This window comes from Arsenophonus apicola (assembly GCF_020268605.1).
GTDB lineage: Bacteria > Pseudomonadota > Gammaproteobacteria > Enterobacterales > Enterobacteriaceae > Arsenophonus > Arsenophonus apicola.
Window position 1 is genome coordinate 371,885 of sequence record NZ_CP084222.1, and the last position, 24,780, is coordinate 396,664.

Consider the following 24,780-nt stretch of genomic DNA (forward strand, 5'->3'; position numbering starts at 1 on the left):
TTGCCATCAGTTAAGTGAGTTTGGCGCTGCCTTGCAGATGCTGCGATTCCAGTTCGATTAATGTTTTAAAGGTGGCTAGCTTTAAACTGAAAATACTTTTTTCAGCTTCATTCAGTTGCTCGGCGATGTCAGTGTCATTTTTAAGATTAGCCAATCGATCACGCTGATCTTCTGTATCACGCACTAGGCTTTTATAAGCGCCTTGAGCGCAAGAGATAGAGTATAATGTTCGCTTGCTATCCTGCATCGAATAACGCACAGCGTTATACCATTGTGTATGTATAATACCATTATCACGCCATTTCTTATCGGTTTGACCAGTACTATCACTAAAGATAGGTTTTGGGCGATTATGTTCAATGCCTTGGCAAAATTGTTTAATGGCAAGTTTTTTTTGGTTAAGTTCATCAACAGACAATTTGGCATTAGTTAAATCTAACTTCAGCCATGGAAACTCTTCCTCTAATAGTTTGCTCATCTGTTGCCGATCAGTGAGGCGATTTTTTCCTGCGATAGCTTGCCTAAATCGCTCACTGAGTCCCTGATTTGCAAATAGGTTGGCCAGCGCATTAGTATCAGCTTCGGTTTGTTCATGTAGCCCGCTGGCGACCCGTAGCCAACTGTTGATAAAATCATCTCGATGCTGATTGAGCTTTTTTTCAACTTGCCGGTAGATTTGTTCAACTTTTTTGGCTTGTTGAATCTGATGATTCAACTGGGCTTGAATTTTCCATTGGGTAAGATTTTCGCGTAGATTTTTAATCTCATTTTTACCGATCAATTGTTGATATTGTTTCATTAATAACAGTAATTGGGCATTATTATCTACGCTAGATAAAGAATTATCTGTGGGTGGAGTAAGGATCGGTATATTTTTATCAGATTGATTATGACTGGCCGTTTTTTTTTGTTCGTTTTCAATCACACTATTAACTTGTTGAATAATATTTTTTTGTAGCGCGGTTAATTGGTTGACCAGATTATTATCCGCGATTACGTCTTGCTTTACAGCAGCAAACGGGTGTGCTTTGTTAGCTGTTAATCGGTTAATTTCTACCATCTTTAGGTCATCCTTGATTATCGTCATTTGATGGAGAGGTTGTTAAGAGTTCAAGATAGGCTTGCGCTCTATTCTTTAATTCTTGATCGCTACTATGTTGATAAACTTTCTGAAAACAGTATTTAGCTTTCTCTTTTTCAGCGATAATAAGATTACATTGTCCACCGTAGAACATTGGGCGGTAGTCATTATCACCATGTATATAAGCCAGCGCGTAGAGATCAAGCGCTGTTTCATACTGTTTTTGTAGCTGTTTAACCGCCCCTAACCCCATAATGTAATCACTATTATTGAAATCATATAAGCAGAGAAAACGAAAAAAGGTTTCAGCCTCTTCCAATTTACCTTGTTGATAAAAATCATATGCAAAGCGGTAAACACCATCCATCAGTTCATCGGGTATGCCTTCTAAATCCTTTAAGCTGGCACCTTGCTGGAGGGCTTCTGTCACCAGTTCAGTGTACTCATCCAGGTGAGCATCGGTGTTATTATCATTTTGGTTAATCGTATTTTGCTGTTCCATAGCATCTTCTCGCTTTATTTATGACAGAGTAAAGGAATTTAAGCGGTTTAACTTGCAAAAATCCGCCAAGTTAACAAAAATATTAAGACTTTTGCTCACTGTTTATTGCTTCTGTTGGTGTATTTTCTAGTATGGCGGCCATTTCTACCTGCTTTAACCAGATAAAAATATCAATCACATCGAGTAAATCTTGTTTTACTACGGTTTCGTATAATCTGTAGCGCTGATAAATTTGGCGTGCCAGTTTGATGTTACGCACAATTGGAATACCTATCTCTTTGGCATAGGCTTGTACAGCCAGTGCATATTGGTTCGCCATGCGAACCGCTACCAGCGGTAATATGCTGTTATCAGGATCAAAATAGATACCAATGGCAATATGAGTCGGATTGGCTAATATCATTGATGATTGTGCTATTGCTTGTTTAGTTTCAGCGTTGAGTAGTTCTTGATGAGCACCGCGACGGGCCGATTTTTTTTCTGGATTACCTTCGTTTTCTTTGTATTCTCGTTTTACTTCATGCTTTTCCATTTTCATCTCGTTGTGATGAAGAAAATATTCATATAGGGCATCAAGAAGCAAAATAGGCAGTGAGAATAGCAGAAAAAACAAGATAAATTTCAGCGTTAAAATACGCCAATCATAGATAATATGCCAAATCGTTTTTCGTTGGGTGAATAACAGTGTCGATTGGTATGATTGAATAAAAAAATAACAGCAACTGAGAAAAATAGTTAAAAATAGTAATGCCTTAAGCAGATTCTTCAGCGCCCGTTTATCCACGAGACGTTTTATTCCTTGCACGATATCCAGTTTTTTAAAATCCAGCTTGATAGCTTCGGTTGCCAGGATAAATTTTGACTGGAGTAGTGATGGAATAATGGCTGCTAATGCACTAATAAATACCACTGGTAACACAATAGATAAAAATAACGATATTAATGCATTGATAAAACTTTGCGGATTAATATTGTGAGGATGTAATAAAATATGCTGATAAAAATAAATGAATTGCTCAAAATCGAGATAAAACCCTAATACACAGGTACCAGCAAAATAGGCACAACCGGAGACTAAATCTTTGCTTTTAAAAGATTGACCTTTTTTAGCTGAATCACGTAATTTTTTGGCCGTTGGTTTTTCTGTTTTTTCTGCCATCAATTGCCCACTATAATTATTGATGAAATTGAAGGTGGAAGCACCGAAATAAGTGTTTGAGGTAGCGTCGTATTAAACAGAATAAATAGCAGGCTAAAAGCCACGATACTTTTAAGGGTCAACGATAAAGAGAATGCATTTAATTGCGGGCAGAATAATGAATAGAGACCCAAGCCGATTTCTAACATAAACAGTCCAATTAATATCGGTGCTGATAGCGTTATTGCTAACATAATGAAATGGGTTAACCATTTCCCTAAGCCGTATAAATCAACATGAACAATTGGGCGGCCGATAGGTAGTTGTTGATAACTTTCGACTATTGTTGCGACGAATTCAATCATGCCGCCATGATTGAGAAACCATGCAACACAGAACATATTGATTAATGACGCGAGTGAGGAAGATTCAGAGCCAGTCGTTGGATCAAGCATATCACCAATACTGGCTCCCCTTTGGTTATCAATAAATTCACCTATCGCTGAGGCTAGCCAAAAAGGTGTAGCCATTAAGATGCCCATAGTTAAACCAATAAATAGTTCAACAACGGATAACGCAATAAATTGGCTGGTTGATTGCCATGTTGGGATGACTATCAATGGTGATAAACAAAGGGTAAGTAATAAAATGATAATCCCTTTTAAGGATAAATTGGTTAGTATGCGATCACTTAAAAAAGGCAACATAAAAAACAGTGGCGCCAGACGGGCAAAAATTAGTAAATAATTGAGTAATGAATTTTGTAGCGCTAAATAAAGTTTCATCATTGCGGTCAGATCCCTGCGCTGAAACCAAGATTAAACATTTCAGTTGCATAAGCGATAATTTTTTCCGTTAACCAACTAGCTTGCATTAATAAACAGATAAAAACGGCCACTAGTTTTAAACCGAAAGGTAATGTTTGCTCCTGGATTTGGGTGACGGTTTGTAATAGCCCAATGATCAAGCCAATAGCGGTAGCGACCAGCACAGGTAATAATGACAGGATCAGGATCAGATAAAGTCCTTTACTCATTGCATAACTCATGTCCATATTATTTGACTGCCATAAAATCTAAGTATTGCGAAATAAGCCCCTTTGATAATAAAGACCAACCATCCATAGCGACAAATAATACCAGTTTAATGGGTACCGATAGGGTAATAGGGCTCATCATCATCATGCCTAAAGCGAGTAGAATGCTTGATACAACTAAGTCAATGACCACAAAAGGTAAGTAAAGATAAAAGCCGATAATAAATGCGCTTTTAATTTCACTCAGGGCATAAGCGGCTAATAGAGGAATAAGAGAGCTATTTTCTAGCGAGTTATCGATTTGGTTTTCTGGTTGAGGAACACGTTCTTGCGCGGCGACAAAAAATTTAATCAGTTCTGGATCGGCATATTTATGTAGATATTGACGATAATCCTGTAAACTTTCATCTAAAAACTGATCAAGTAACACTGGATCAGTAAAAGCATGGGGATTTTCTGTTTGATAATTGACAGTATAGTGATAAAAATTTTTGGCCAATGGTGCCATGATAAACAGTGACAAAATTAAAGCAATTGCATTTAACACCATATTGGATGGTACTTGCTGTACCCCTATGGCATTCCTGACCATGACAAACACAATAGAAAACTTTAAATAACAGGTTCCTGCTGCAATCAAAAAGGGAAGTAGCGTGGCAATTGACAGTAGGATGATGATAGAAACCGGATTATCTGTCATGGTGGCTAACCTTCTTGCTCGCTAGATAACAGTGTGTGTAATTCAACAGCAAGTTGTTCACCGACTTGGATCAATTCCCCTTTAGCAAAAGTTTGGCCATTAATTTCTAAAGTTATGGCACAATGTGCATCACTATTAAGAATGAGTTGTGTACCACTTTGCCAGGATTTTATTGTATTCAAACTAAAGGTTTGGCGCTGTAAAATAAAATTCACTTTCAGCGGTAACTGGTTTAAATCAAAAAGAGCTGGAGAGGATTCGGAGCTGGCATTATGATCATCCTGATCAGTGACAATGGGTTGAGCTAACATAATATTTCCTTGAGGTTGCCAGGTGTAGTGAAATAACGGTATTGTTTCCACGCTAAGATAGGTTTGGGATTGTTGCAGTAATAAAATATCTCCCGTTTGTAAAGTGCGAAAAAGTTGCTGTTTTAATCGACTATAACCAATAGAAAATCTGACCTGTAAGGGTAAGTTAGCATAGCCGTTCTCCTTTAACGGCATACTACCTTTGGCATCAACAATCAATATCTGGCCTAACGAGCTCGTTATTCTAATAGCCTCAATCGGTTGTTGCAGGCAGTCAAACTGAGTGACTTGAATTTGAAATTCACCTAATTGCGGAATTGAAATAGTGGTAAGTTGTTCTTGTAACAATTCAATTAGATAACTGGCAGGAATCGAAAGCCAGGGCAGTGGCGCTAGCATAGTTAAGTATTGGCGGAGTGCAACCTCAATCGGTAGATAAACGGTTAATTGCAATTTCGATTGTTGTAACAATAATACGAAGCAGTAGCTATCAGTAATAATTTTTTCACTGGGATAATGCGTTGCAAATGCCTGAAATAACGGAGTTTTATCTGTATACCTGCTGGCTCTAAGTGATAATTTGCCCTTCATGATGATTCATCACCTGATTCGTCACTGTTATTGAGTGTGATATTAAGCGTGTCAGTTAAGGATACTGTTGATGGCGATGCCCTTTCGTTTAAGTGGCGCTGTAGTATTGACATAACATGGCTATTTGATGCCATAAGTTGCAGATGATGATTAGCAATCCGATAAATATCAACATGATGAGTACCACCTTGCCATTGAGTGAATGTATAACGTAATTCTGCTTCAGGCGATGAATGGTTAGATGGCATAGTAGTTGTTGCTGTTTTGGCCGGAAGTTCTGCCGTTATGTCGCTTTGGTAGTTGGTTGCTACTTGGAGGGATGGCCAGTTAGTAAAATGAGATGCACTGTCGCTATTAGCTAAGTTATTACTATCGGTAAGGGATTGGCAATTTTCTTGCTCTACCAGCTCTGTGTTATTTAACTCATTTGTAATCGTTGGCCATAAGTCATCTTCTTTTATCACTTTATGGCTAAGGTTTTGCAAATGAGTATCCCCAGCGTTTAACAATGATTTAGTAACGGTTTCTGTCTCAATTGATACAAGTTTATCGTCAGCAAGATGTTTGGCTAACATGGTGGAATTAATTTTTACGCAAATTTGTTGGTTTTCGACCAATTCACTGATTTGAATCTGTTTTTCTATCGCTTGCTGGTTAATGGCATCGCTTTTTTGATCGCTACTGACGGTCACTGAATGTTGTTGATAGCCTGTCGAAAAAAAATTTGTAGGTATTTCAGTGTTATTGAAAGGTAGGTTAGTAGGGATAATTAACTCCGTCACGAGCGAGTCGTGTTGCTTTTGCTCTTGATTATAAAGCGTTATTTCAGTGGGTAGCGCGGTGACAATAATGGATTGTAATAAAGTTAATCTTTCATCAATTTCTTTTGATAAATAGGTATTATTTATTTGTTCATCATAGCGTTCTGATGAAGAAAAACTAGTGCACAGATTATCTGGTAAATAAGATGAATTACTAATAATCTGTTGACGTTGATGAGTATCAATATTTACCATAAATTGCTAATTCCTGTAATTGTATCTCTTCTTGCGAAGCGGTTTTTAAACGATGGCATTTTTTTGCCTGCTGGTAGCAATGTCGTAATTTTTTCTCTTTTTTTACCAAGTTGCATTGCAGTTGCTGAAGTAAGTTTTTTTGTTGATCCAGTTGGGCTATCTTCTGTTCAATTAATGCTATTTCTGTCTGCACTTGATTAATTTGTGCTTTTACTATCGCTTGCTTCCTTTTACTGTCAAACAAGGCGTTATAGGCTAATTGTCCGACAGGCTCTAATGTTTTGGCTTGTTCGATTAGTTGAGTAAATAAAAAACAAGATTGGTGATGTCGCTGCTGTTCATTGGTTATTTCTCTTTTAATTTGGCCGATGGCTGACGCTAATCTAGTTTGTTTTTGTTGTAGTAATTTGATCGGAGTTTCAAATTTACGCCACGATGTCATAAAACTCCTTAACCGATTGAGAAAAGGAATAAGATTGTTGCCACGATTGTTGCAAAAACTGCTCAATAGCACTTTTTTTATTGATAAGTTGGTCATGATCATGATTTTCTCCAGCGCGATACTCCCCCAATTCTTGTAAGAGTTTTAATGATGCTAATTGGGTAAGATAATGACGAAAATCTCGTGCAGCTGTTTGCTGCTGTTGCTCAGTGATTTGTTGAAAAAGACGGCTGGTACTGAGTAAAATGTCGATGGCCGGGTAATGTCCTTGTGCTGCTAATTATTGAGAAAGGTAAATATGGCCATCCAGTATAGAACGTATTTCATCACCGATCGCATCAGGTTCTTCTTCATTTTCCAGTAAAATAGTATAAAAAGCGGTTAACGCGCCTTTTTGTGTATTGCCAGGCCGTTCAAGTAGTGAGGGAAGTTGTTCAAAAACCGAAGCGGGAAAACCTTTGCGAGCGGGTAGTTCCCCCGAAGCCAACGCAACATCACGTAAGGCACGGCAATAACGGGTTATTGAATCGATAAAGAGAACGACATGTTTATTTTGATCACGAAAATATTCTGCCACGGTGGTAGCCACTAAAGCGGCATTACAGCGATTAACGGCTGGCTGATCTGAGGTTGAACTAATAAGAATCGTTTGACTGCCACGTGGTGATCGCTTTAATTCATCAACAAATTCGGTAACTTCGCGGCCTCTTTCACCAATCAACGCGACAACAAAGATATCGGCTTGTGCATAATTGATCAGCATATTCATTAATATAGTTTTGCCACAACCCGCGGCAGCAAAGATGCCTAATCTTTGTCCTACACCGCACGTTAATAGCCCATCAATCGCCCGAATACCAGTGGCAAAGTAGTTAGTGATAGGTTTTCTACTTAAGAAATCTGGCGCGTTGGTATTAACTGAGCGTCGACAGCTAGTAGCATTCAATGCTATCGATGGTGCAAAGCGTAAGATGGGGTGACCTGCAACATCTAACATGGTGCCTAATAACGTTTCACTTAATTGAATAGAAAGGGTATGGCCTGTGGGTTCAATGGCTGTCGTTAAAGAGAGTCCATGGGATGAACCCATTAAGCTAAGTAATGCTTGTTGGTGGTGAAAAGCGATCACTTGAGCTTGCCCAATCGTTTGTGAACTACCAGGATAGGGTTTTAATAAGCAAACCTCGCCGATAAACACTTTTCTTAATGGTGCCTCTATAATGTTTCCCTGAATGCGTACCGGATAGGCAACTGGATAAAAGGGCATAAAGTTGTTGTTCATTGCTAGTTAACCAATCAATAATTTATTGATATTGAGCATATATTGAAAAAAACTGTCGATTGCTTCGGCAAATTGGGTCGCATTTTCTAGCGCTGTGATAGAGAAGGTTGCCCGTAACTCAAGTATATTTTCATCATTAAGAAAATAAGTGGGTTGCCCGGGATAAAAAAAAGGCAAATGGTTACTAATAATGGTTGCTAATAAGGGTTCACTTAGCTGTCGAATAACATTTGGCTCTATATATCCCAGGTTAGCCCAAATGGTGGGTAAATCATTTACCATAGCGATATGAATATCAGGTAACTCTTCTAATTCGAGCGTGATAGTAGAATGATTATTAAGTTGATGCCCTTGGGGAAATAAATCCGGTTTCCCCATTGTTTTGATTGCATCTGTGACAAGTGAAGCAAGATCCATTTGCATAATTCAGTCCTTGAATTAATTAAATTGTTTTTATGATATTGACCTCAGTTCCTTCGGTGATCTCAGCAAAAGAGAGCACATTAAAACCAGGATAATGGGTGGCTAAAATTTTTGTTATAAAACGACGTACATCAACTGAACAGAGCAAAACTATCTTAGGAATAGTATAATTCTCTCTAATTGCGACTAATAACCTATCTTGTACCAGATCCAATTGAGCAGGTTCGAGATTTAAAAAAGAGCCGGCCGAAGTTTGTCGTATTCCTTGCCGAATAATTTCTTCCAGCTCTGCTGAAACGATTAGCACATGCAATTTTTGTTGAAAAATAAAACTAGCTGTAATGTAACGTGCTAAAAGTGTTCGAATTTGTTCAACTAACATAATCGGATCTTTTTCTTTCGGGCCCCATTGCACCAGCCCGCCTAAAATTATCTTAATATTACGAATTGATATCTGTTCTTGTAATAGACGTTGTAATACTTCGGTAATTCGTTGGATCGACACATGGCGATAGCACTCTTTCAATAATTCAGGATATTTCCTTTCTAATTGATCCAATAAATCTTTGGTTTCTTGAATACCAAAAAACTCACTGATATTACGGGTTATTACCTGACTGAAGTGACAGTAAAATTCGCTGATATCACTTGCAAACAGATAGCTTAGCGGTTCTAATCTATTTTTCTCTTCTTGCTGTACCCAGTAGTAGGTTTCACCTTGTTTCTGAGTTGTTTGGCTCTTAAGTCCCAACTGACCAAATTCATTGGTTTTATTAAGCACCCGATAACTTTCAAAGATAATATGAAATTCTGCGCTTCTAACTTCATTGACTAAAATAATGACTTTATAGGGTTCTAATTTGGCAGAATAATTAATAATAAAGTCAGGCAATAACAATCCATATTGGATTAAGATCTGATTTTTTAACCACTGGGTTAATTGATTATTTTCAATATAATCTTTATGTTGCTCTGAGATTGAAATAATTAATGGCACCGCTTCATGATAAGAGATATCCACGTTAGATTGAGACTGAACATTATTTTCTCGGTTATTAATACTACTATGATGGCCACTAATTTTTTTCTGATTTTTAGCTATTTTTTTATTAGCTAAGGTTTTTCTTAAATAGGAGCCGCTAATTAATATTGATAGCAAAATAAATATCAGTGTTGGAAAGCCAGGTAAAAAACCCATAATAAACGTTAAAACTGCGGTAATAATTAGAGAAAAATCATGGGAAAACAGCTCTTTGATAATATTTTGACCCAGATTTTTCTGTGTACCTCCCACTCTGGTGACAATAAAACCAGCACTAATTGAGATCAGTAAAGCAGGGATTTGGGCGACTAATCCATCACTGATGGTAAGCATGGTATAAGTTGTCAATGCCTCGCTGAAACTAAAGCCCATCTGTACCATGCCAACAGAAATGCCGCCTAAAAAGTTGACAAAAATAATCACAATGCCAGCAATAGCATCTCCCTTAATAAATTTCATAGCACCATCAAAAGCGCCGTATAATTGACTCTACTGTTCAAGCTCAATACGACGATGCTTAACACCATCATTATCAATAATGCCAGATTTTAAATCAGCATCGATGCTCATCTGTTTACCCGGCATGGCATCAAGCGAAAAACGGGCAGCAACTTCAGCCACTCGTTCAGAGCCTTTGGTGATCACGATAAACTGAACAACGGTTACGATAGCGAAGATCACCAATCCCACCACTAAGTTGTCACCAATCACAAATTGACCAAAGGAGGTAATAATGTCGCCGGCATCGGCATCAAGTAAGATCAGACGGCTAGTGCTAATAGATAATGCCAGTCGAAATAAGGTAGTAATTAACAATAGAGCAGGGAAACTGGTGAAATGAATGATCTTGGTGATATAGAAAGAACTCATTAATACCAATAGTGAAATGACAATGTTTAAGCCGATCAGCAGATCAACAATATAAGTCGGTAATGGTAGTATGAGCATGGCTATCACTAAGATCATGATGCCAAGTACGATAAGTTCAGGCTTGTTTCTAATTTGCAACAAAACTGATTGCAACATATTGCGTTCCCTGCTTTGAAAATTAAAGACGACTTAAGCTTTTTTCTTTTTGATAAAGTAAATCAAGTAATGCAAGTAAGTATGATTGTGTTTTTTCCCTGATCTCAGGGCTTAAGTAGATTTCTATAGTTAACGATTTAAATGCTGCCATCAGTTGTTGAAGCAATAAAATATGTTGTGTGATAACAATAGTTAGCTGTTTATTAGCAATAATATCTTGGATAATCATCATCATCGCTTCGGGATCACTTAATCCCTTAATAAAAATAGGTAACCAACTCACTTGAGCATCAGGCTGGATTAAAAAGGGTAGATTAGAGCAGTAAGCGAAAAAGATTTTGTCAGCAGAAGAGAGTTGTTTGATTCGGCCTAAAGAGGATAAATAGACAGCAAACTCGGGCATAAATGAGCAACTTGGCGACAATGCTTGCATATCACAAAGTAGCGACTGCAAAACAAAATCGATAATTAAAAAACGTTTATCATAGCCATATTGATTAACCCACTCCTCATAAAACCATAGTGGCTCAATATCTTGGCTAATAAAATCGCGGTATAACTGGCGGAGTTGCATGGTGCTTAATGCTGTTTGATAACTAAATTGTTTAGCTTTTAGCGCAATATTGATACCAGCTCGGGTTGCTTTTGCTCGTTGATGACTACCCTGGCAAAGTGAATTGATCTCAGCTTCAATCTCAAGCGCCAATGCGGCAGAAAAATAGCGCCGACGTAAAAGCTCTTTTAGCACTGAGACAAAGTCACTATCATCAGGAAAAAACTGTCTCAGTAAGGTTAAAATATCAGCTAACTTATTCTTTTGATTGTTTAATAATTTGATCGCTGTAGCCAGTTTTTTATCTACATTATCTTCCAAAATCCGGCTAGCTATATCACTACTATCCTGTTGTTTCTTTTGTAGATCTTGGCGGCGATTAAATTGACTCATTGCCATCGACATATCATCCATAATATCTAACAACTGGTGGTGGTGATTTACTACCATTGCTGTAGGTTTAGTGGTTTCAATGTCTGATGGTTGTTGGGTTTTTGGTAGCTGGCGTAACAAAACTGATGAGTTAATTTTATTGATATCTACCATTTTTATTACCTATTCTCTTTATTGATATAAGTATAAAGCAGGTCAATAGCGGCCTGTGTTTGAGGATCACTCGGTTTAAATGGATTTTTTCCCAGCGAATCATTTAACAGATTTTTTCCCTGAACCAGTCTGGGTTGCAGCATAAAAATACGCACCATTTTTTTATTGGTTGTACTGCTATAGCGAAATAATCCACCTAACCATGGAATATCGCCAAGTAATGGGATTTTACTCTCACTGGAATCAATATCTTCTCTGGTATAACCACCAATCAATAGACTATCGCCTTGGGCAACACGAGCCACTGTACTGATATTGGTACGATTAATAACTGGCAACGCATCGATTTTTTCTGTTTCACCGCTATTGGTTTTTTTTTCAGCGCCATCTTCCAAATTAATAACCATCTCAATTTCATCGCCGGTAGGCGAAAGGCGAGGGACGACACTGATCATTGTGCCAAATGTGGCTGACTCTAACGTGGCAATACGTTCTCCACGTACTTGAGCATAGAAGGTAGTGCTATTATCAAAGATGGCCGGCGTATTTTCTTGTGTTAGGATAATAGGGCGGGAAACCATTTGCGCGCTTCCTTCCAGACTCATTGCCCGTATTTTGGCTAAAAAGTGGATCCCGGCAGCAGCGCTAATATCGCTGGTATTAAGTAAAAAGTTACCATCTTTAGAGTGATAACTGCTTTGCCAATCAATACCTAGCCGATCCGCTTCATGTTTGGCGATATCAATGATCCATAATGACAGCTCAACTTGCCGTTTCGGTTGATCTAGCCGTTGGATCATTTTATTGATCAATTGAATACCTTGAATACTGCCCTTGGCTAACAGACTGTTCGAACCAGGCAAAGGCACTAACTCGATTGATTCTTTGCCGATACGGGTAACAAAGGAGGGATCTGGTTCATATTGTTCGTCAATACTAGCAATTTTTTTATCAGTTTGATTTGCGGTTTGCCTATTGGATTGAAAAAGTTGTTGTAGAACTGTACTAATGCCAGGTAAAACTAATTTTTCCCCCCGAATCGAGTAGCTTCTATCGGTGACAAAGGTATTTTTTAAAGCAAAAATGTGAACATAATCATTACCAAAGCGTTTTTCTTCAATAATATCCTGTTTTAATTGGAGTGCTTCTTGATCCAGATATTCTGCCGCAGCTTGAACCAATTTCACATAAATTGGCGGCCCAGAGACATAAAAGGTTTTATTATTGCTGCCACCGCGTAAAGGATAACGTGGATCGTAAAGACCAATGGCATATAAATACTCTTTTACGCGCTTAAAATCGATCTTTTTCAGGTTAAGCATCTGTTGTTTCATTTCACTACCATCGTAAATATAGATGACGTTACCATCATTAAAATAGATAAATGCCATTCTACGTACGAAGGTATCAAAAGCGGTTTTGGGGGATGAAACATCAAATCGACCTGAAATTCGCTTCTTTTTTACTGCTGAACTAAGAATAAAAGGTTTATTCAATTTATCGGATAATACGTCAAAAAATTGCTCAACCCGACTATCAACGGCAATAAATAGTTCATTGTCCTGTTCAATCTGCTCTTTAAGTAAAACATCGTCTTTTAAATTCGAAAATGTCGTTGCTTGATTAGGAAAAACCATCAATAGAAAACAACAGGAAACGATGGCCTGCAATAACGGGCTAATCTTCATAGAATGACTTCCTTATCAATCTAAATGACTTAGGTGTGGCACCAAAAATAACTTTTATCTCTTTTGAAAGATGTGAAGCGGAACTAAAACCGTAATCCAAAGCTATATTGGTTAGGGGTTTATTTTTTAGAATTATTGATAAGATTGCTGAAGTAGCGCGCCATGAACGTAACTGTTTTTTACCACATAGACCTAAATATTGATGACAAAGGCGCCGAAAATGGGTCTCTGAAACGCCATACTTCAGACGAATTTCCGTTATATTATTAATATTTTGTTTCATTTGATTAAGTAAGTGACGGGTAATCCAATAGCATTCATGATTTCTCATCGCTTCAATTAATGGCTGCAATGGCGTCCGATAAGGAGTTAGTAAAGTATTGATGAGTAAAGTTTGAATATCTTTTCCCGCGCAAGCATCGAGAATATACATGTGATTTTTAGTAACTACTGATTGATTAGAATAATTGGGAAGATTGTGATTAGCTAAAGCATAATCGATGTAAGCAACCAGTTTTATACAAGAAAAGATATCTGCTTTTTCTATTGTCCACTGGTTATGGCTAGGTTTTATTGTTGTAACCTGTTCAAGGGATAAAAATATTTGTTTATCAGTTAAATGATAATATTGATTCTGTTTGTCTTTTACAATTCCAAATGAATTATTAGGGATATATAAAAATAAAAAATATTTAATGTTTATATTATTAATATCTATTTTATTTTTAGGTATAAAATAGTTCATATATTCCTTCCCTGATAAATCTTATTTATAATATAAGTAAGTTTTATAATATGATGTTTAACTTGTTAGCTTTAAATTTTTTGTTAAAATGATACACTACTCTTCATAAGAAAAAAAACATAAATATATAAATAAAAAAAATCAAATTTAATCTTTGATGTATTTTTTTCTTTTATAATTTTTCAATATAAATAATGATAAAGGTATATTAAATATTTTAATAATTTCAATATAGATAAATTTTATGAATATAAATAATAATTATGTAATTCGTTTTTTTACTGGGAAACTCAGTGGTACGCTTTTTTCGTTAATACCTGGTCACTATCAACTTATAGTTGGTGATGAACAAAGTATTTGTCAATGGTCAGAGCAACATAATAATAAAAATGATAAGGATTTTATACAACTCTATGTACCCACCCATCAGCAAAATAAGCTGATTATTATTGACGTTATTTTGCCTAATATTGATAATCAACAGGATAGTTTTTGCTATAGTATAAATGAAAAAAATAAACCAGCTAAGTCATTGGAAGCTAAATTCAATTACCCAACTTTCTGGCAAAAAATACCGCTATTTGCGATAAAAAAAATTGATGAAAAATGGTGTGATGAGTGTGAGAATTTATCTTGTTTAATTGAGAAATCCTATAAATCAAATAAAAATTACTTGATAAAAATAGCAACCACTTTTTTATTGCTTGTCTTATTTTTATTCTGTTATTATGTGTTCTCTTATGAAGTTAATATTAATAAAAAATTTTTATTTACTAAAGGAGTTATTAATCATTCACAAGCATTTGATTGTGAACAATTTTTGAATAAAAAAAATAATATAAAAAAAATTGTTGATGAAATTAATAGTTCTATTTCTAATACGGAACGTTTTTATTTCCATATAGTAAATTATAATAGTATTTCCTTTATTTATCAGAATAAAACAACTAAAGAAATGATTAAGGAATTATTAAATAAATATCAACCATGTCAATTTAATGTGAATGCTATTTTATTATCTGATTTAATTAATTATGTCGATAATAAAATTTCAAATATAGTAAAAAGTTATAAATTATGGTTGTCTGAGAAAGGATTAATTATTCAATTGCGTGAAGTTCTTACGGAAGACGAAATTTATCAGTTGAAATCGCAATTAAAACCTTATCAGACTCAACTAGGAAAAAATTTTTTTCAATTTCTATTACCTGAAGAGCAGGAAACTGAATTAGAAAAAACGCAACTTAAAAGTACCAAGGGATATATTTTCGTTCAGCCGGAACACCGATACTTTCCCGCTGGTTAGTTATTAACATTATTGGAAAGGAGATCCTTGTATGTCAATTAATAATAGTACTATTGGAGATATACTTAAAAAGACTAAAGCGACATCTGATGACTATCAAAAATGTATTAAAGATGCGGTTGAAAGATTGAAGAAAGATCCATCCAATTCAGCGGATTTGGCTGAATTTCAGGCTGCGATGGCGGGATACAGTGTTTTACTGAACTATATGTCAACGACTATTAAGACACACAAAGAGAATGCACAGACTATATTGGGTAATATGCGTTAAGGATAAATGATGAATATTAATAATAAAAGTAATATTTCTGCCATGACTGAACCTGCTGAAGGGGAATCGATGACGTTACAACAGGTTATTAGTCAGGCATATCGCCAACACTATCAAGTTGAACAGCAAGTTACTGATACATTGCAAACAGACGATCTCTCTTCACTTCTTGCTATACAGCAAACTACACATGATTATCAGGTTGAAATGTCATTATTAAGTACCTTAGCTCGTAAGGCATTAACAACCGTTGAAACGGTTATAAAGGCGCAATAACTGTGACAAGACTCTTTCGCCATATGCGCTTTTTTATCACGCTATCTCTTCTCATTTTGCTTTTATCTGGTTGTCATGATGAAGCGTTACTTAATTCGCTGAATCAACGACAGGCAAATGAAGTACTGGCAGTTTTGCAAAAACATCACATCACGGTCAGTAAAAGTGCACAAGGAAAAGGGCTCTATAAAATTAATGTGGCGAAAGAGGACTTGCCTGCTGCGGTACAACTATTACAAGAATATCAATTACCTTCGCCAGAACGGCTTGAGATTTCCCAATTATTCCCTGCTGATGCCTTAGTTAACTCGCCACAAATTGAAAGAGCCAGGTTAATTTCAGGTATTGAACAGCGACTTGAACAATCCTTAATGGCACTGGACAAAATAGCTGATGCGCGTGTCCATCTTAGTTATCCTATTGCTGCTAATAGCCGTAGCCAGGCACCGATGAAAGCCTCCGTCATCATATTTTATCATGATGAAAACCAAGATGTTGATGAATTAAAATTGGGTATAAAAGCATTTATTAAAAATGCAATTAGTGAATTGGAGTCGCAATATATTACGGTGTTCTTAATTCATAAAATATCACCAACAATTCCTTCTTATACTGAAAAAAATGTATCTGGCGGAGCATATTATTTATATGTTCTATTATTTTTTATCATAATAATAGTGGGTGGCGTGATCTATTGGGGCATTAAACGTAGATCAGCAACCACAGCTAAACAACATTGAAACAACAAACTTTTAATTTGATACAAACAATAATGTACCAACCAGCCAGTTATATTCATCATTCATTTGGTTACCCACCCTATGATAAGTTAACGATGGCGGAAAAACGGATCTATGATCAACAGGTAATGGTGCGCTTCCAATTGCCAACAGCGCTTGATTTTGATCTTGATGATAACTTACCCGCACAGTTATATATTAATTATTGGTCTAGGCTACCAATAGCGGCTTTATATTTAGGTGGTTTATATCAGTTACCGCAACTGATGATTGCCAATCAACTCAAACAATTGCCAGAGCCATTCAGACAATTTTTATCCTGGGCCAGGCTGCTGTTGCCGCCGCAAAAACAACAAATTGTCCCGCTAATTGCCACATCCTATTCACCAGAAGAACTAACAAAGTATGGTATGTGGGCAATGTTACCATTAATTGAAAAATGCTCTTTGGCATTAACAGCCCGCTTTAGTTTACTGTTTAATAAAAATTATCCACAGTGCCAAGCCAATACTGTTTTACCGGTTAATTACTCATTATTAAAAGCAACGCTTAATTATGTTACCTACACGACCTGAAAAATTATTGACTCAAGCGATTGATAATGTATTGATCCGCGCTAAGTTCAAACAGAGCCATGATTATCATGAACGACTGATCAGCCAGGCTAAGAAACAGGCCAAGAAAATAATTATTGCCGCGCAGACAGAAAAAGAAAAAATATTTAACCAAGCTAAAATTAATGGCTATTGCCAAGGCATCAGCCAGACATCTACCGCGTTAGCTATATTTATTCAGGCATACCAAACCCTAAATCACACCCTTTATAACGATATAATTAAACAGATAGAGCAAACATTAATTCAATTTTTATTAACCGAACCGGTAATTGAACAACTGTTACTTAATTTAATGGCCAAAATTGACCTACAACAGCAAAGCAAAATTTATCTGCCGGAAAAGCTGGCAGCTACATTATCTGATCGCTGGTCAGACAAATTTAGCAACATAAAACTCACTCACCACAAAGAAAACGGCATAAAGCTAGAAATGGCTAATGAAATTCTCTACTTCTCGCCGGAAAAAAGTGTAAGCGAAATGATGAAAAACATCATCGCCGATAAACAGATCACCGCCAGTAACCAGCAGCAAATAGATTGCATCACTGAATTGAAAGAAAACTTAGCCAAAACGCTACAACAACAGTTTGAACACTATCTGACACTCAGTGAGCAAAACTTGCCAAAATCAGATAGATGATTGCTTTTTAAGCACTTAACGCCATCGCCTAACAATAACAGTTGCGCCTGACGAGATGACAAGTATAATAGCGCCGTTTTCCACAATTCTCCCTCACTGCCGAAGTGGCGAAATTGGTAGACGCAGTTGATTCAAAATCAACCGCCTTCGGGTGTGCCGGTTCGAGTCCGGCCTTCGGCACCATAAAACAGCTATTTTGATGTTTTTTTGAAGTCTCTAATTTCATAATCAACTTAAAAACAAGTCAGTTACACTATTTCGTGTTCGTTCTTGGTCTCTTGTAGTCTACACTTCATTTGGGACATAATCGGGAGCCTGTCAATTCGATCAGGATTTATACCCCAAAATGAAACTCAATGCTTGCCAGATAATTTTGCACGAAACGGGTAACAAACTGCTGGCTGAGCAGCCTTCGCGGGCAAATAAGTTTAATTGTCAACGGGTCAAACAAGTTCATTTGGACTTACTCCTATAGCTGATCTAAAAAAGCTCGTTGGCTTAGTGCGCTAAACATCCCGGTTATGCCTATAGCACTTTCGCCAAGTTTTTGCTTATATTTTTCTAACATATGCACAATGCCTAAGAACTTTTTTTGTTGTTCCATTGGAGGAACTATTACTCTAACCTGCTCAAGATTTTTCTGACTAATTCCTTTGATAGTCGCACCAGTAACGAATTTTCGAATGAAGTGATCTTTAACTAACGGATCTGACAAATAATGGAATAAAAACCGCTTATCAATTTGGTTTTTATCTGGAGTTATACGAATCATCGAAGATTCAAAAATCAATGGTTCGTCCGACTGAGGGATCAAACTGGGTTTGGCAGCTCCTTCGTAATTTAGAGAGCGCCTAGATATCATTAGATCTTCATGAGTTAAAATATATTTCACTATATCAGCATCGCTAGCCTGAACTCTTTTTAGACTACCCCGTTGAATAATATCGTAAAATGCATCAGTCATGTGAACCATTTCAATACCGTATTTAGAGTATTTATCCCTAGGAAAGTAAGCTCCATTTTGAAATTTCCCTACCACTAAAGAGACAAGAGGCTTCACATCCCATCCTTTCGGATTCGTAACCGGATCACCAAACATCGCCAAAAACGTAGCCCGCAAAAAATCATCAGCTAATTTTATGGCTTGCTTGCGTTTTTGGCGGATATTATCAGCTTTATCGAGAATATTGCTTATTTTTTTCTGTATATTTTTTTCGGGCAGAGGGATGGATAAGTTTAACAAAAAATTTTTACTAACATGAGGAATTGTTGCCCCTGTACAATGCTTTCTAATTTCTCGAAACTTAGATTTTAAAAAATATCCGACATAACGTGTTTCGATATCATATTTAGGATTTATTCTCAGTCTTGCCAAAGTGCTTCCAATTTTACCTATCAACCCATAGCCAACAGTCCCAGCATTAGCTCCATCCCATGCGATAATGAGATCATTAGCTGTAACTGTAATCCCATTTAGGTCATCGGTAAAAACTAAATTATTATTATTTCTCAAATCATCTATCTGGATATATCTATGGCTTGTAGATGAAGGAGACTGAGAAATAGTATATTTTTTCCCTTTTGAAACTGTAAGAAAACTTCCCAAGGGCATTATTTTTATTGAACTCACAGCATCCCCTCCAGCTCATCCAAATCAGCCAGGATCTCTTTTTCCAACTCTTTTAACCGCTGTAGTATCACTTTTGGATCTTCATATTCCTCTGCTTGATACACGATTTCTTTATAACGGTTAATTGATAGGTCATATTTCTGCGCGGCTAAGTCCTCTTTTGGCACCACAAACGCTGCTTGTGTGCGATCTTTAAAATCAATATCAGTATCAATTCCTTCTGGGTACTGCTGTTTCAGTAACGAGGCAAATTTTTCGCCCATAAAGTTATCAACTGGCAGTCCGCGCAAAGTACGATAGTGTTTCCAACTGGCTAGCAGATGCGGCAGGTCGTTATCTTTTATCGGATTACGTTTGTCATCTAGGCTGTAGCCGTCATTTTGCAGGTCGTAGAACCAGACTTCATCCGTTTGCCCACCTTTGGTGAAGATGAGGATTGCTGTCGCTACGCCAGCGTAAGGTTTAAAGACGCCAGAGGGTAGGTTGATGACGGCTTCTAGCTGGTTATCCTCTACCAGCGTTTTACGCAGTGACTGATGCGCCTTGCTGGAGCCAAACAGTACGCACTGCGGTACAATAGTCGCGCTGCGTCCGCCCACTTTCAGCATTTGTAGGATCCGCGCCAGAAACAGTAGCTCGGTTTTTTTGGTTTTCACCATTGCCGATAGGGTAGGATCAATATCCTCTTCATCCAGTGAACCAGTAAATGGTGGGTTCGCTAGGATCAGGTTAAAGGCGTTTTTACTGGATTGTGGGAAGTTGCTGCTGAAGCTCTGGCTCATGGTGTCCTGATAGTGGATGTCCGGCTCTTCCACACCATGCATAATCAGGTTCATGGCGGCGATGCGCAGCATGGTGGTATCAAAATCGTAGCCGTGGAACATGTTGTTATCCACATGCTTACGCCACTGCGTTAGTAAATCGCCGGTAAATATTTTTTGCTCTTCCAGTTCGCCACGTTCATTGATGCCTTTTTCGGTATGGATCGATTCTAGTGAGCTGTATTTTTCCAGCAAATATTCATAGCTGGTTGCCAGAAAACCACCGGTACCACAGGCTGGATCACAAATTGTCTCACCACGCGCCGGGTTAGGCTCCATCATTTCGACTATGGTGCGGATAATATGGCGCGGCGTGCGGAACTGGCCATTGATCCCGGCAGTCGTAAGTTTGCTTAATAGGTATTCATAGAGATCGCCTTTGGTGTCGCCTCGATCCAACGGTAGGTTTTTGATCACTTCAACAGCTTTCGTTAATAGCGATGATTTAATGATCTCCAGACGGGCATCTTTCATAAAGTTACCCAGCAGCGTTACCTTCATACCGTCAGCTTGGCCAAGTTGGCGGAAATGCTGGAATACGCCGTCGCGTACCACTTCCATCATCTCATCTGAGCCAAGGTTACTGTAGTGGCTAAAACGAAATTCCTGTTGCAGTGGGGAAAAGCGTGGTTTGAAGTCTACCTCAGCAATTTTTTTGCGTTTTTCGTCTCTTTGCTCTTGCGTATCTGGCATGCGGGAATACATTAAATAGGTGATCTGTTCGATAACGGTCAGCGGGTTGGTTATACCACCTACCCAAAAATCTTCCCATAGCCCGTCAATTTTACTTTTTAAGTCACCAGTAATCATTTATTAATATCAATCCTGTTATAAATACAAAAACCCCGTTGCCGGGGCTTGCCATGAACGCATTATAGCGTCGTTGCGTCGGTCACAACAGACAGTTCTTCGATTATCTTTTGTAGTCAAGTGATCTGTGACGAGTCCGGAAATACGCCTGTAACGCCTTCGTTGTGAATATGGGTAAAGGGTTGCTCAAAAAGCTGTCTCATCTCGATTGTACCGTAATCACGAATATGATTTTTTAGCAGAGACAAGAAGCGTAGCTGTTGGCTGGTCAAATTGCTATCAGCAGCAAATTGCGCAAAACGGCCCTCTACCGCCTCATTTTCCATGCCGATAATGGTTCGTAGTAGTTTATCCAGACTGGCGGTTGTCTGTGGGTAGAACGCTTTCAGTGCCCGGATATCGATATTGGGGTTCTGAATTAGCACCAGTTTTGCCAGTTCATCCAGCTCGATTGGCGTTACTGGTTCGCCGTTGCGAATTTTTTTCAACACTGAATTTTGCTCGAACAATGGCTCGAGCGCGCCCTGAACCTGCTGGCGATAAAGCTTAAAATCAATCGAACGAATATTGGTTTTGCGGGTTTCGGTCTGGATCAGGTTGGCATTTTCCGTAATATCTACCTGTATTGCAGGGAATTTTGCTATCTCATCTCTCTCCATCAAATGCATAATGCCGCGCAGATGAATGCGGATATCTTCTAGCTCTTCTAGGCTGGCTTTCTTCCACCAGTCCAAATCACGGAGTTGATTAATGCGTTGTCCCTGCTGCTGTACTTGAGCCAGGTGTGGCGGTAACCGTTCCACTTTTTCTACGATTGCAGGCCAAAGCATATCTAACTCTTCCGCATTGGTATAACGGGCGGTTTGTGCCGTCAGAATGTCTATATCAAAATGCATAGCTTCGCTTTGGCCGCGGACATCCACCCATTGCATCAAAGGTGCTAGAACAGAAAGCAGATCCTGCTGCGTTTTTGGCGAAAGCTGACGCAGGACTTTTTCATCGCTGTACTGCGCTTTCTGTTGCCATTTTTCATGGACTGCTATCGACTTTTCATCTAGGGCATTGATCTGTTGACGAAGTTAATGGGCAACCAAATCTACCGCTTGTTTGTCGAACTTACGCTGGGCTGCAGCGCCCAAGGTTACCCATGCTTCGAAGCGTTTTTGTGCTAAGGATTTTGTCGGTTTGACTTCGGCCTCTTCGCTGTGCAGTTCGTGATAGTCGAAGTTGCCCCAGTGATCGAAGATGCGAAATTTTTGTTTATCCAGTGACTTGCCGTTGCCGTCATTGCCGTACAGTCCTGGACAAAGGCGCGTACCGCGACCAATCATCTGCCAGAACTTCACTTTTGATTTAACCGGTTTGGCAAAGACTAGATTTACAATTTCCGGGACATCAATACCGGTATCGAGCATATCAACAGAAATGGCGATGGTAAGCTCTTTATTGGTACTTTCATCGAGCCCTTTAAAATCATCGATCAGTTGCTCGGCACGGGATCGTAGTTATCAATCACCTGGCAGAAACGTCCGGCGAACTGTGGGTACATTTCATCAAATAATTCATTGAGTAGTAGCGCATGCTTATGGTTGCGCGCAAAAATAATGGTTTTACCAGGTAATTGGTTGTCCAGATCTTTGAGTCCATTTTCCATCAGGTTGCGCAGAATATAGCGGTTGGTATCTTTGTTGTAGATTGCCTCATCTAGCGATTTTCCTTCAAACTCCAGCGTGTTGGGATCAATTCCTTGTTCTTCCAGTTCGCGGATCTGCTGGTCGCTCAATTTTTCCCGTTTGATGCCTTCGCGCAGAAATTCTGTCGTGTGCGTGACAACTTCATAAGGCGCCAAGTTGTTATCAGCGATGGCATCTTCTAGGCTGTAGTTCGCAGTAGGAATACGCCCTTCACAGCCGAACAGACCGAAAGTCGTTTTACTTACCATATCGATCGGCGTTGCCGTCAGCCCAATTTGGAGCGCATCGAAGTATTTAAACAGATCACCATAGACATTATAGATAGAACGGTGGGATTCATCGGCAATGATGAGATCGAAATAGCCCACATCGAAATGGTCCATAATTTTCATCATGCCGGGATAGGTAGCGATGTAGATCCTGGCATTCTGCCGGTCAGATTTCTTCGATTTACCAACTACATACAACGGCTCATTAGTAAACTGATTGAAGGCATTTGCCGCCTGTTTACGTAACTCTTTACGGTCGCAAAGAAATAGAACACGTTTTACCCAGCGAGCATCAATCATTAGCTTGCTGAGCGCAATTGCTACACGAGTTTTACCTGTGCCGGTGGCCTGAACGATCAACGACTGGTGATATTTATTGGTGAAACGTTCGCTGACGCGAGCGATGGTTTCCAACTGATACAAACGTCCTGCTACCGCTTTACCTTCGTTATCTTTAACGTGTGACAGACTGTTTAACGGTAATCGTGTTTCGCGCTGCTGGATAAGATATTGCAGACTCTCCTTACTATAGAAGCCAAATACTCGGCGCGGTGGATAACCCTGAGTTTTATGGTCGTCCCATAGCCAGATATCGTAACCATTGGTGTAGAAGATAACTGGGCGCTGGCCATATTCTTTCTCCAGCCAGTCGGCGTATAGTTTAGCCTGAATTCGCCCCTGTGCGGCATTTACATTAGTTTTTTTAGCTTCGACTACCGCCAATGGTTTATGTGCCTCATCCCACAATACATAATCTGCATAGCCATCACCGGTTGATGTCGGTTGCTCTTTGACAGGATGTTCTTGGGTTACCTGATCAGTATTCTTGAGTTCTTCCCCTACATCCCAATTGGCTGCCAGCAGGCGAGAATCGATCAGTCGGCGGCGTGTTTCGGCCTCATCTATAGAGAGAATATCGGCAACATGCTGGTTGCGATTTTTGGCTTCATTCAGACGTTGGGTGAGAAGCTCAGCCTTTTCCTGCTCTTGCTGTAGGGCGCGTTGCAATGCCAACTCACGCTCACGACTTTCATTCTGCGCTTTGATAGCTTGTTCCAGTCGTTTTTCATCAGCACGCGTAGGTGATTGAGTTAACGGAGGAAGAGTAAATTTAGGGCTGTCATCAACATTGCCGTTGGCATAGCGGACATAGAGCCAAATGCCTAACAGATATGCTTCTTTGAGTAGCCAGTAAGTATCTTTGGCTTTAATGCGTCCGCCGTGTGCAGCACGGTTACCATGGATACGCAGAGCATCCATTTTCATGATGATGGCTTCTGGCATCATGCTGGTAAATATATTGGCGTTCATTAGGTCGTACAAATTTGCCTTAAAACCTTCAGGCAAACGCTCCTGGCGATACAACCAACGCACCATCAATTCTGTGTAATTACGTAGCTTCACAAGACAGCTTTCAGGATCGGAGTGAACATATTGTTCGGCGGTAAATCCGAGCTCGGCCAGTTCTGGCCACTGGCTACGCAACATTTCAAAATTGCGAGACTGCTCCACTAATTATTGCCTTATGTCGAGGATATAACAGGATTTCTGGAAAGAATATCACATTCAATCGGCTAGTTAAGG

Annotated in this window: 21 protein-coding genes, 1 tRNA gene and 3 pseudogenes; 7 read left to right on the forward strand and 18 right to left on the reverse strand. The window is 38.6% G+C overall.

The features are described from left to right. Positions 1–10 precede the first annotated feature (10 nt). From LDL57_RS01580 to LDL57_RS01650, 15 genes and pseudogenes are all read right to left on the reverse strand, one after another. Positions 11–1,060 carry a hypothetical protein gene (locus LDL57_RS01580; RefSeq protein ID WP_180558471.1) on the reverse strand — a complete coding sequence of 350 codons (1,050 nt, stop codon included), beginning with the start codon at positions 1,058–1,060 and terminating at the stop codon, positions 11–13. A gap of 7 nt (positions 1,061–1,067) precedes the next feature. Beyond that, entirely contained in the window at positions 1,068–1,583 is a 516-nt protein-coding gene (gene sicA / locus LDL57_RS01585) for a type III secretion system translocator chaperone SicA (protein WP_180558470.1), read from the reverse strand. Between the two features lie 82 nt (positions 1,584–1,665). After that, on the reverse strand, positions 1,666–2,742 hold the full coding sequence (locus LDL57_RS01590; protein ID WP_180558469.1) for an EscU/YscU/HrcU family type III secretion system export apparatus switch protein: 1,077 nt from the start codon (positions 2,740–2,742) through the stop codon (positions 1,666–1,668). Further along, positions 2,742–3,509 (reverse strand): type III secretion system export apparatus subunit SctT, encoded by a 768-nt coding sequence (gene sctT / locus LDL57_RS01595; RefSeq protein WP_180558468.1) that lies wholly within the window; start codon positions 3,507–3,509, stop codon positions 2,742–2,744. The genes LDL57_RS01590 and sctT overlap by 1 nt, the downstream gene beginning before the upstream one ends. 5 nt (positions 3,510–3,514) lie before the next feature. Next, positions 3,515–3,775 carry a type III secretion system export apparatus subunit SctS gene (gene sctS / locus LDL57_RS01600; RefSeq protein WP_180558467.1) on the reverse strand — a complete coding sequence of 87 codons (261 nt, stop codon included), beginning with the start codon at positions 3,773–3,775 and terminating at the stop codon, positions 3,515–3,517. 1 nt (position 3,776) lies between these two features. Next, positions 3,777–4,457: an EscR/YscR/HrcR family type III secretion system export apparatus protein gene (locus LDL57_RS01605; protein ID WP_180558466.1), complete on the reverse strand. Its 681-nt coding sequence runs from the start codon at positions 4,455–4,457 to the stop codon at positions 3,777–3,779. 5 nt (positions 4,458–4,462) lie between these two features. After that, positions 4,463–5,359 carry a type III secretion system cytoplasmic ring protein SctQ gene (gene sctQ, locus LDL57_RS01610; protein ID WP_180558465.1) on the reverse strand — a complete coding sequence of 299 codons (897 nt, stop codon included), beginning with the start codon at positions 5,357–5,359 and terminating at the stop codon, positions 4,463–4,465. Beyond that, the gene (locus LDL57_RS01615) at positions 5,356–6,375 is read right to left on the reverse strand and encodes a SpaN/EivJ family type III secretion system needle length determinant (protein ID WP_225506871.1); all 1,020 of its coding nucleotides are present in this window, start codon (positions 6,373–6,375) and stop codon (positions 5,356–5,358) included. The genes sctQ and LDL57_RS01615 overlap by 4 nt, the downstream gene beginning before the upstream one ends. Next, the gene (locus tag LDL57_RS01620; RefSeq protein ID WP_225506873.1) at positions 6,362–6,919 is read right to left on the reverse strand and encodes a SpaM family type III secretion system protein; all 558 of its coding nucleotides are present in this window, start codon (positions 6,917–6,919) and stop codon (positions 6,362–6,364) included. Before LDL57_RS01620 ends, LDL57_RS01615 begins: the two co-directional genes overlap by 14 nt. Next, positions 6,801–8,099, reverse strand: a pseudogene (gene sctN, locus LDL57_RS01625) (type III secretion system ATPase SctN). The gene LDL57_RS01620 and the pseudogene sctN overlap by 119 nt, the downstream one beginning before the upstream one ends. A 6-nt stretch (positions 8,100–8,105) precedes the next feature. Further along, positions 8,106–8,522, reverse strand: coding sequence for an InvB/SpaK family type III secretion system chaperone (locus LDL57_RS01630; protein ID WP_180558462.1), 417 nt, complete (start codon positions 8,520–8,522; stop codon positions 8,106–8,108). 19 nt (positions 8,523–8,541) lie between these two features. After that, a pseudogene (locus LDL57_RS01635) lies at positions 8,542–10,590 on the reverse strand (EscV/YscV/HrcV family type III secretion system export apparatus protein). Positions 10,591–10,612: 22 nt separating this feature from the next. Next, on the reverse strand, positions 10,613–11,689 hold the full coding sequence (sctW, locus tag LDL57_RS01640) for a type III secretion system gatekeeper subunit SctW (RefSeq protein ID WP_180558911.1): 1,077 nt from the start codon (positions 11,687–11,689) through the stop codon (positions 10,613–10,615). Between the two features lie 5 nt (positions 11,690–11,694). After that, the gene (gene sctC / locus LDL57_RS01645; RefSeq protein ID WP_180558912.1) at positions 11,695–13,377 is read right to left on the reverse strand and encodes a type III secretion system outer membrane ring subunit SctC; all 1,683 of its coding nucleotides are present in this window, start codon (positions 13,375–13,377) and stop codon (positions 11,695–11,697) included. Further along, the gene (locus LDL57_RS01650) at positions 13,367–14,122 is read right to left on the reverse strand and encodes a helix-turn-helix domain-containing protein (protein ID WP_180558913.1); all 756 of its coding nucleotides are present in this window, start codon (positions 14,120–14,122) and stop codon (positions 13,367–13,369) included. The genes sctC and LDL57_RS01650 overlap by 11 nt, the downstream gene beginning before the upstream one ends. Positions 14,123–14,366: 244 nt before the next feature. On the opposite strand from LDL57_RS01650, the gene LDL57_RS01655 reads away from it, so the two are divergent. From LDL57_RS01655 to LDL57_RS01685, 7 genes are all read left to right on the forward strand, one after another. Beyond that, positions 14,367–15,428 carry a hypothetical protein gene (locus tag LDL57_RS01655; protein WP_225506875.1) on the forward strand — a complete coding sequence of 354 codons (1,062 nt, stop codon included), beginning with the start codon at positions 14,367–14,369 and terminating at the stop codon, positions 15,426–15,428. Between the two features lie 31 nt (positions 15,429–15,459). Then, the gene (locus tag LDL57_RS01660; RefSeq protein ID WP_180558915.1) at positions 15,460–15,699 is read left to right on the forward strand and encodes an EscF/YscF/HrpA family type III secretion system needle major subunit; all 240 of its coding nucleotides are present in this window, start codon (positions 15,460–15,462) and stop codon (positions 15,697–15,699) included. Between the two features lie 6 nt (positions 15,700–15,705). After that, positions 15,706–15,975 carry a type III secretion system inner rod subunit SctI gene (sctI, locus tag LDL57_RS01665; protein ID WP_180558916.1) on the forward strand — a complete coding sequence of 90 codons (270 nt, stop codon included), beginning with the start codon at positions 15,706–15,708 and terminating at the stop codon, positions 15,973–15,975. Between the two features lie 2 nt (positions 15,976–15,977). After that, the gene (sctJ, locus tag LDL57_RS01670) at positions 15,978–16,715 is read left to right on the forward strand and encodes a type III secretion system inner membrane ring lipoprotein SctJ (RefSeq protein ID WP_180558917.1); all 738 of its coding nucleotides are present in this window, start codon (positions 15,978–15,980) and stop codon (positions 16,713–16,715) included. Between the two features lie 32 nt (positions 16,716–16,747). Then, positions 16,748–17,290: an OrgA/MxiK family T3SS sorting platform protein gene (locus tag LDL57_RS01675; RefSeq protein WP_180558918.1), complete on the forward strand. Its 543-nt coding sequence runs from the start codon at positions 16,748–16,750 to the stop codon at positions 17,288–17,290. Next, positions 17,271–17,972, forward strand: a complete 702-nt coding sequence (locus LDL57_RS01680) for a hypothetical protein (protein WP_180558919.1) — start codon at positions 17,271–17,273, stop codon at positions 17,970–17,972. Before LDL57_RS01675 ends, LDL57_RS01680 begins: the two co-directional genes overlap by 20 nt. A gap of 98 nt (positions 17,973–18,070) precedes the next feature. Further along, a tRNA-Leu gene (locus LDL57_RS01685) sits at positions 18,071–18,155 on the forward strand. A gap of 286 nt (positions 18,156–18,441) precedes the next feature. Here LDL57_RS01685 and LDL57_RS01690 read toward each other — a convergent pair. The 3 genes and pseudogenes from LDL57_RS01690 to LDL57_RS01700 all read right to left on the reverse strand — a co-directional run bounded on the left by LDL57_RS01690 (position 18,442) and on the right by LDL57_RS01700 (position 24,708). Beyond that, positions 18,442–19,602: a restriction endonuclease subunit S gene (locus tag LDL57_RS01690; RefSeq protein WP_180558920.1), complete on the reverse strand. Its 1,161-nt coding sequence runs from the start codon at positions 19,600–19,602 to the stop codon at positions 18,442–18,444. Then, complete coding sequence (locus LDL57_RS01695) at positions 19,599–21,233, reverse strand: class I SAM-dependent DNA methyltransferase (protein ID WP_180558921.1); 1,635 nt, start codon at positions 21,231–21,233, stop codon at positions 19,599–19,601. Before LDL57_RS01695 ends, LDL57_RS01690 begins: the two co-directional genes overlap by 4 nt. 116 nt (positions 21,234–21,349) lie before the next feature. Further along, positions 21,350–24,708, reverse strand: a pseudogene (locus tag LDL57_RS01700) (DEAD/DEAH box helicase family protein). Positions 24,709–24,780: the final 72 nt, after the last annotated feature.

Bases quoted from the DNA above. Each gene is read 5' to 3' on its own strand.
- LDL57_RS01615 (WP_225506871.1), bottom strand. From the start codon at position 6,375: ATGGTAAATATTGATACTCATCAACGTCAACAGATTATTAGTAATTCA.
- sicA (WP_180558470.1), bottom strand. From the start codon at position 1,583: ATGGAACAGCAAAATACGATTAACCAAAATGATAATAACACCGATGCT.
- LDL57_RS01680 (WP_180558919.1), top strand. From the start codon at position 17,271: ATGTTACCTACACGACCTGAAAAATTATTGACTCAAGCGATTGATAAT.
- sctT (WP_180558468.1), bottom strand. From the start codon at position 3,509: ATGATGAAACTTTATTTAGCGCTACAAAATTCATTACTCAATTATTTA.
- LDL57_RS01590 (WP_180558469.1), bottom strand. From the start codon at position 2,742: ATGGCAGAAAAAACAGAAAAACCAACGGCCAAAAAATTACGTGATTCA.
- LDL57_RS01650 (WP_180558913.1), bottom strand. From the start codon at position 14,122: ATGAACTATTTTATACCTAAAAATAAAATAGATATTAATAATATAAAC.
- sctI (WP_180558916.1), top strand. From the start codon at position 15,706: ATGATGAATATTAATAATAAAAGTAATATTTCTGCCATGACTGAACCT.
- LDL57_RS01580 (WP_180558471.1), bottom strand. From the start codon at position 1,060: ATGGTAGAAATTAACCGATTAACAGCTAACAAAGCACACCCGTTTGCT.
- sctW (WP_180558911.1), bottom strand. From the start codon at position 11,689: ATGGTAGATATCAATAAAATTAACTCATCAGTTTTGTTACGCCAGCTA.
- LDL57_RS01675 (WP_180558918.1), top strand. From the start codon at position 16,748: ATGTACCAACCAGCCAGTTATATTCATCATTCATTTGGTTACCCACCC.
- LDL57_RS01630 (WP_180558462.1), bottom strand. From the start codon at position 8,522: ATGCAAATGGATCTTGCTTCACTTGTCACAGATGCAATCAAAACAATG.
- LDL57_RS01660 (WP_180558915.1), top strand. From the start codon at position 15,460: ATGTCAATTAATAATAGTACTATTGGAGATATACTTAAAAAGACTAAA.
- LDL57_RS01605 (WP_180558466.1), bottom strand. From the start codon at position 4,457: ATGACAGATAATCCGGTTTCTATCATCATCCTACTGTCAATTGCCACG.
- LDL57_RS01695 (WP_180558921.1), bottom strand. From the start codon at position 21,233: ATGATTACTGGTGACTTAAAAAGTAAAATTGACGGGCTATGGGAAGAT.
- sctC (WP_180558912.1), bottom strand. From the start codon at position 13,377: ATGAAGATTAGCCCGTTATTGCAGGCCATCGTTTCCTGTTGTTTTCTA.
- LDL57_RS01655 (WP_225506875.1), top strand. From the start codon at position 14,367: ATGAATATAAATAATAATTATGTAATTCGTTTTTTTACTGGGAAACTC.
- LDL57_RS01620 (WP_225506873.1), bottom strand. From the start codon at position 6,919: ATGATCATGACCAACTTATCAATAAAAAAAGTGCTATTGAGCAGTTTT.
- sctS (WP_180558467.1), bottom strand. From the start codon at position 3,775: ATGGACATGAGTTATGCAATGAGTAAAGGACTTTATCTGATCCTGATC.
- sctQ (WP_180558465.1), bottom strand. From the start codon at position 5,359: ATGAAGGGCAAATTATCACTTAGAGCCAGCAGGTATACAGATAAAACT.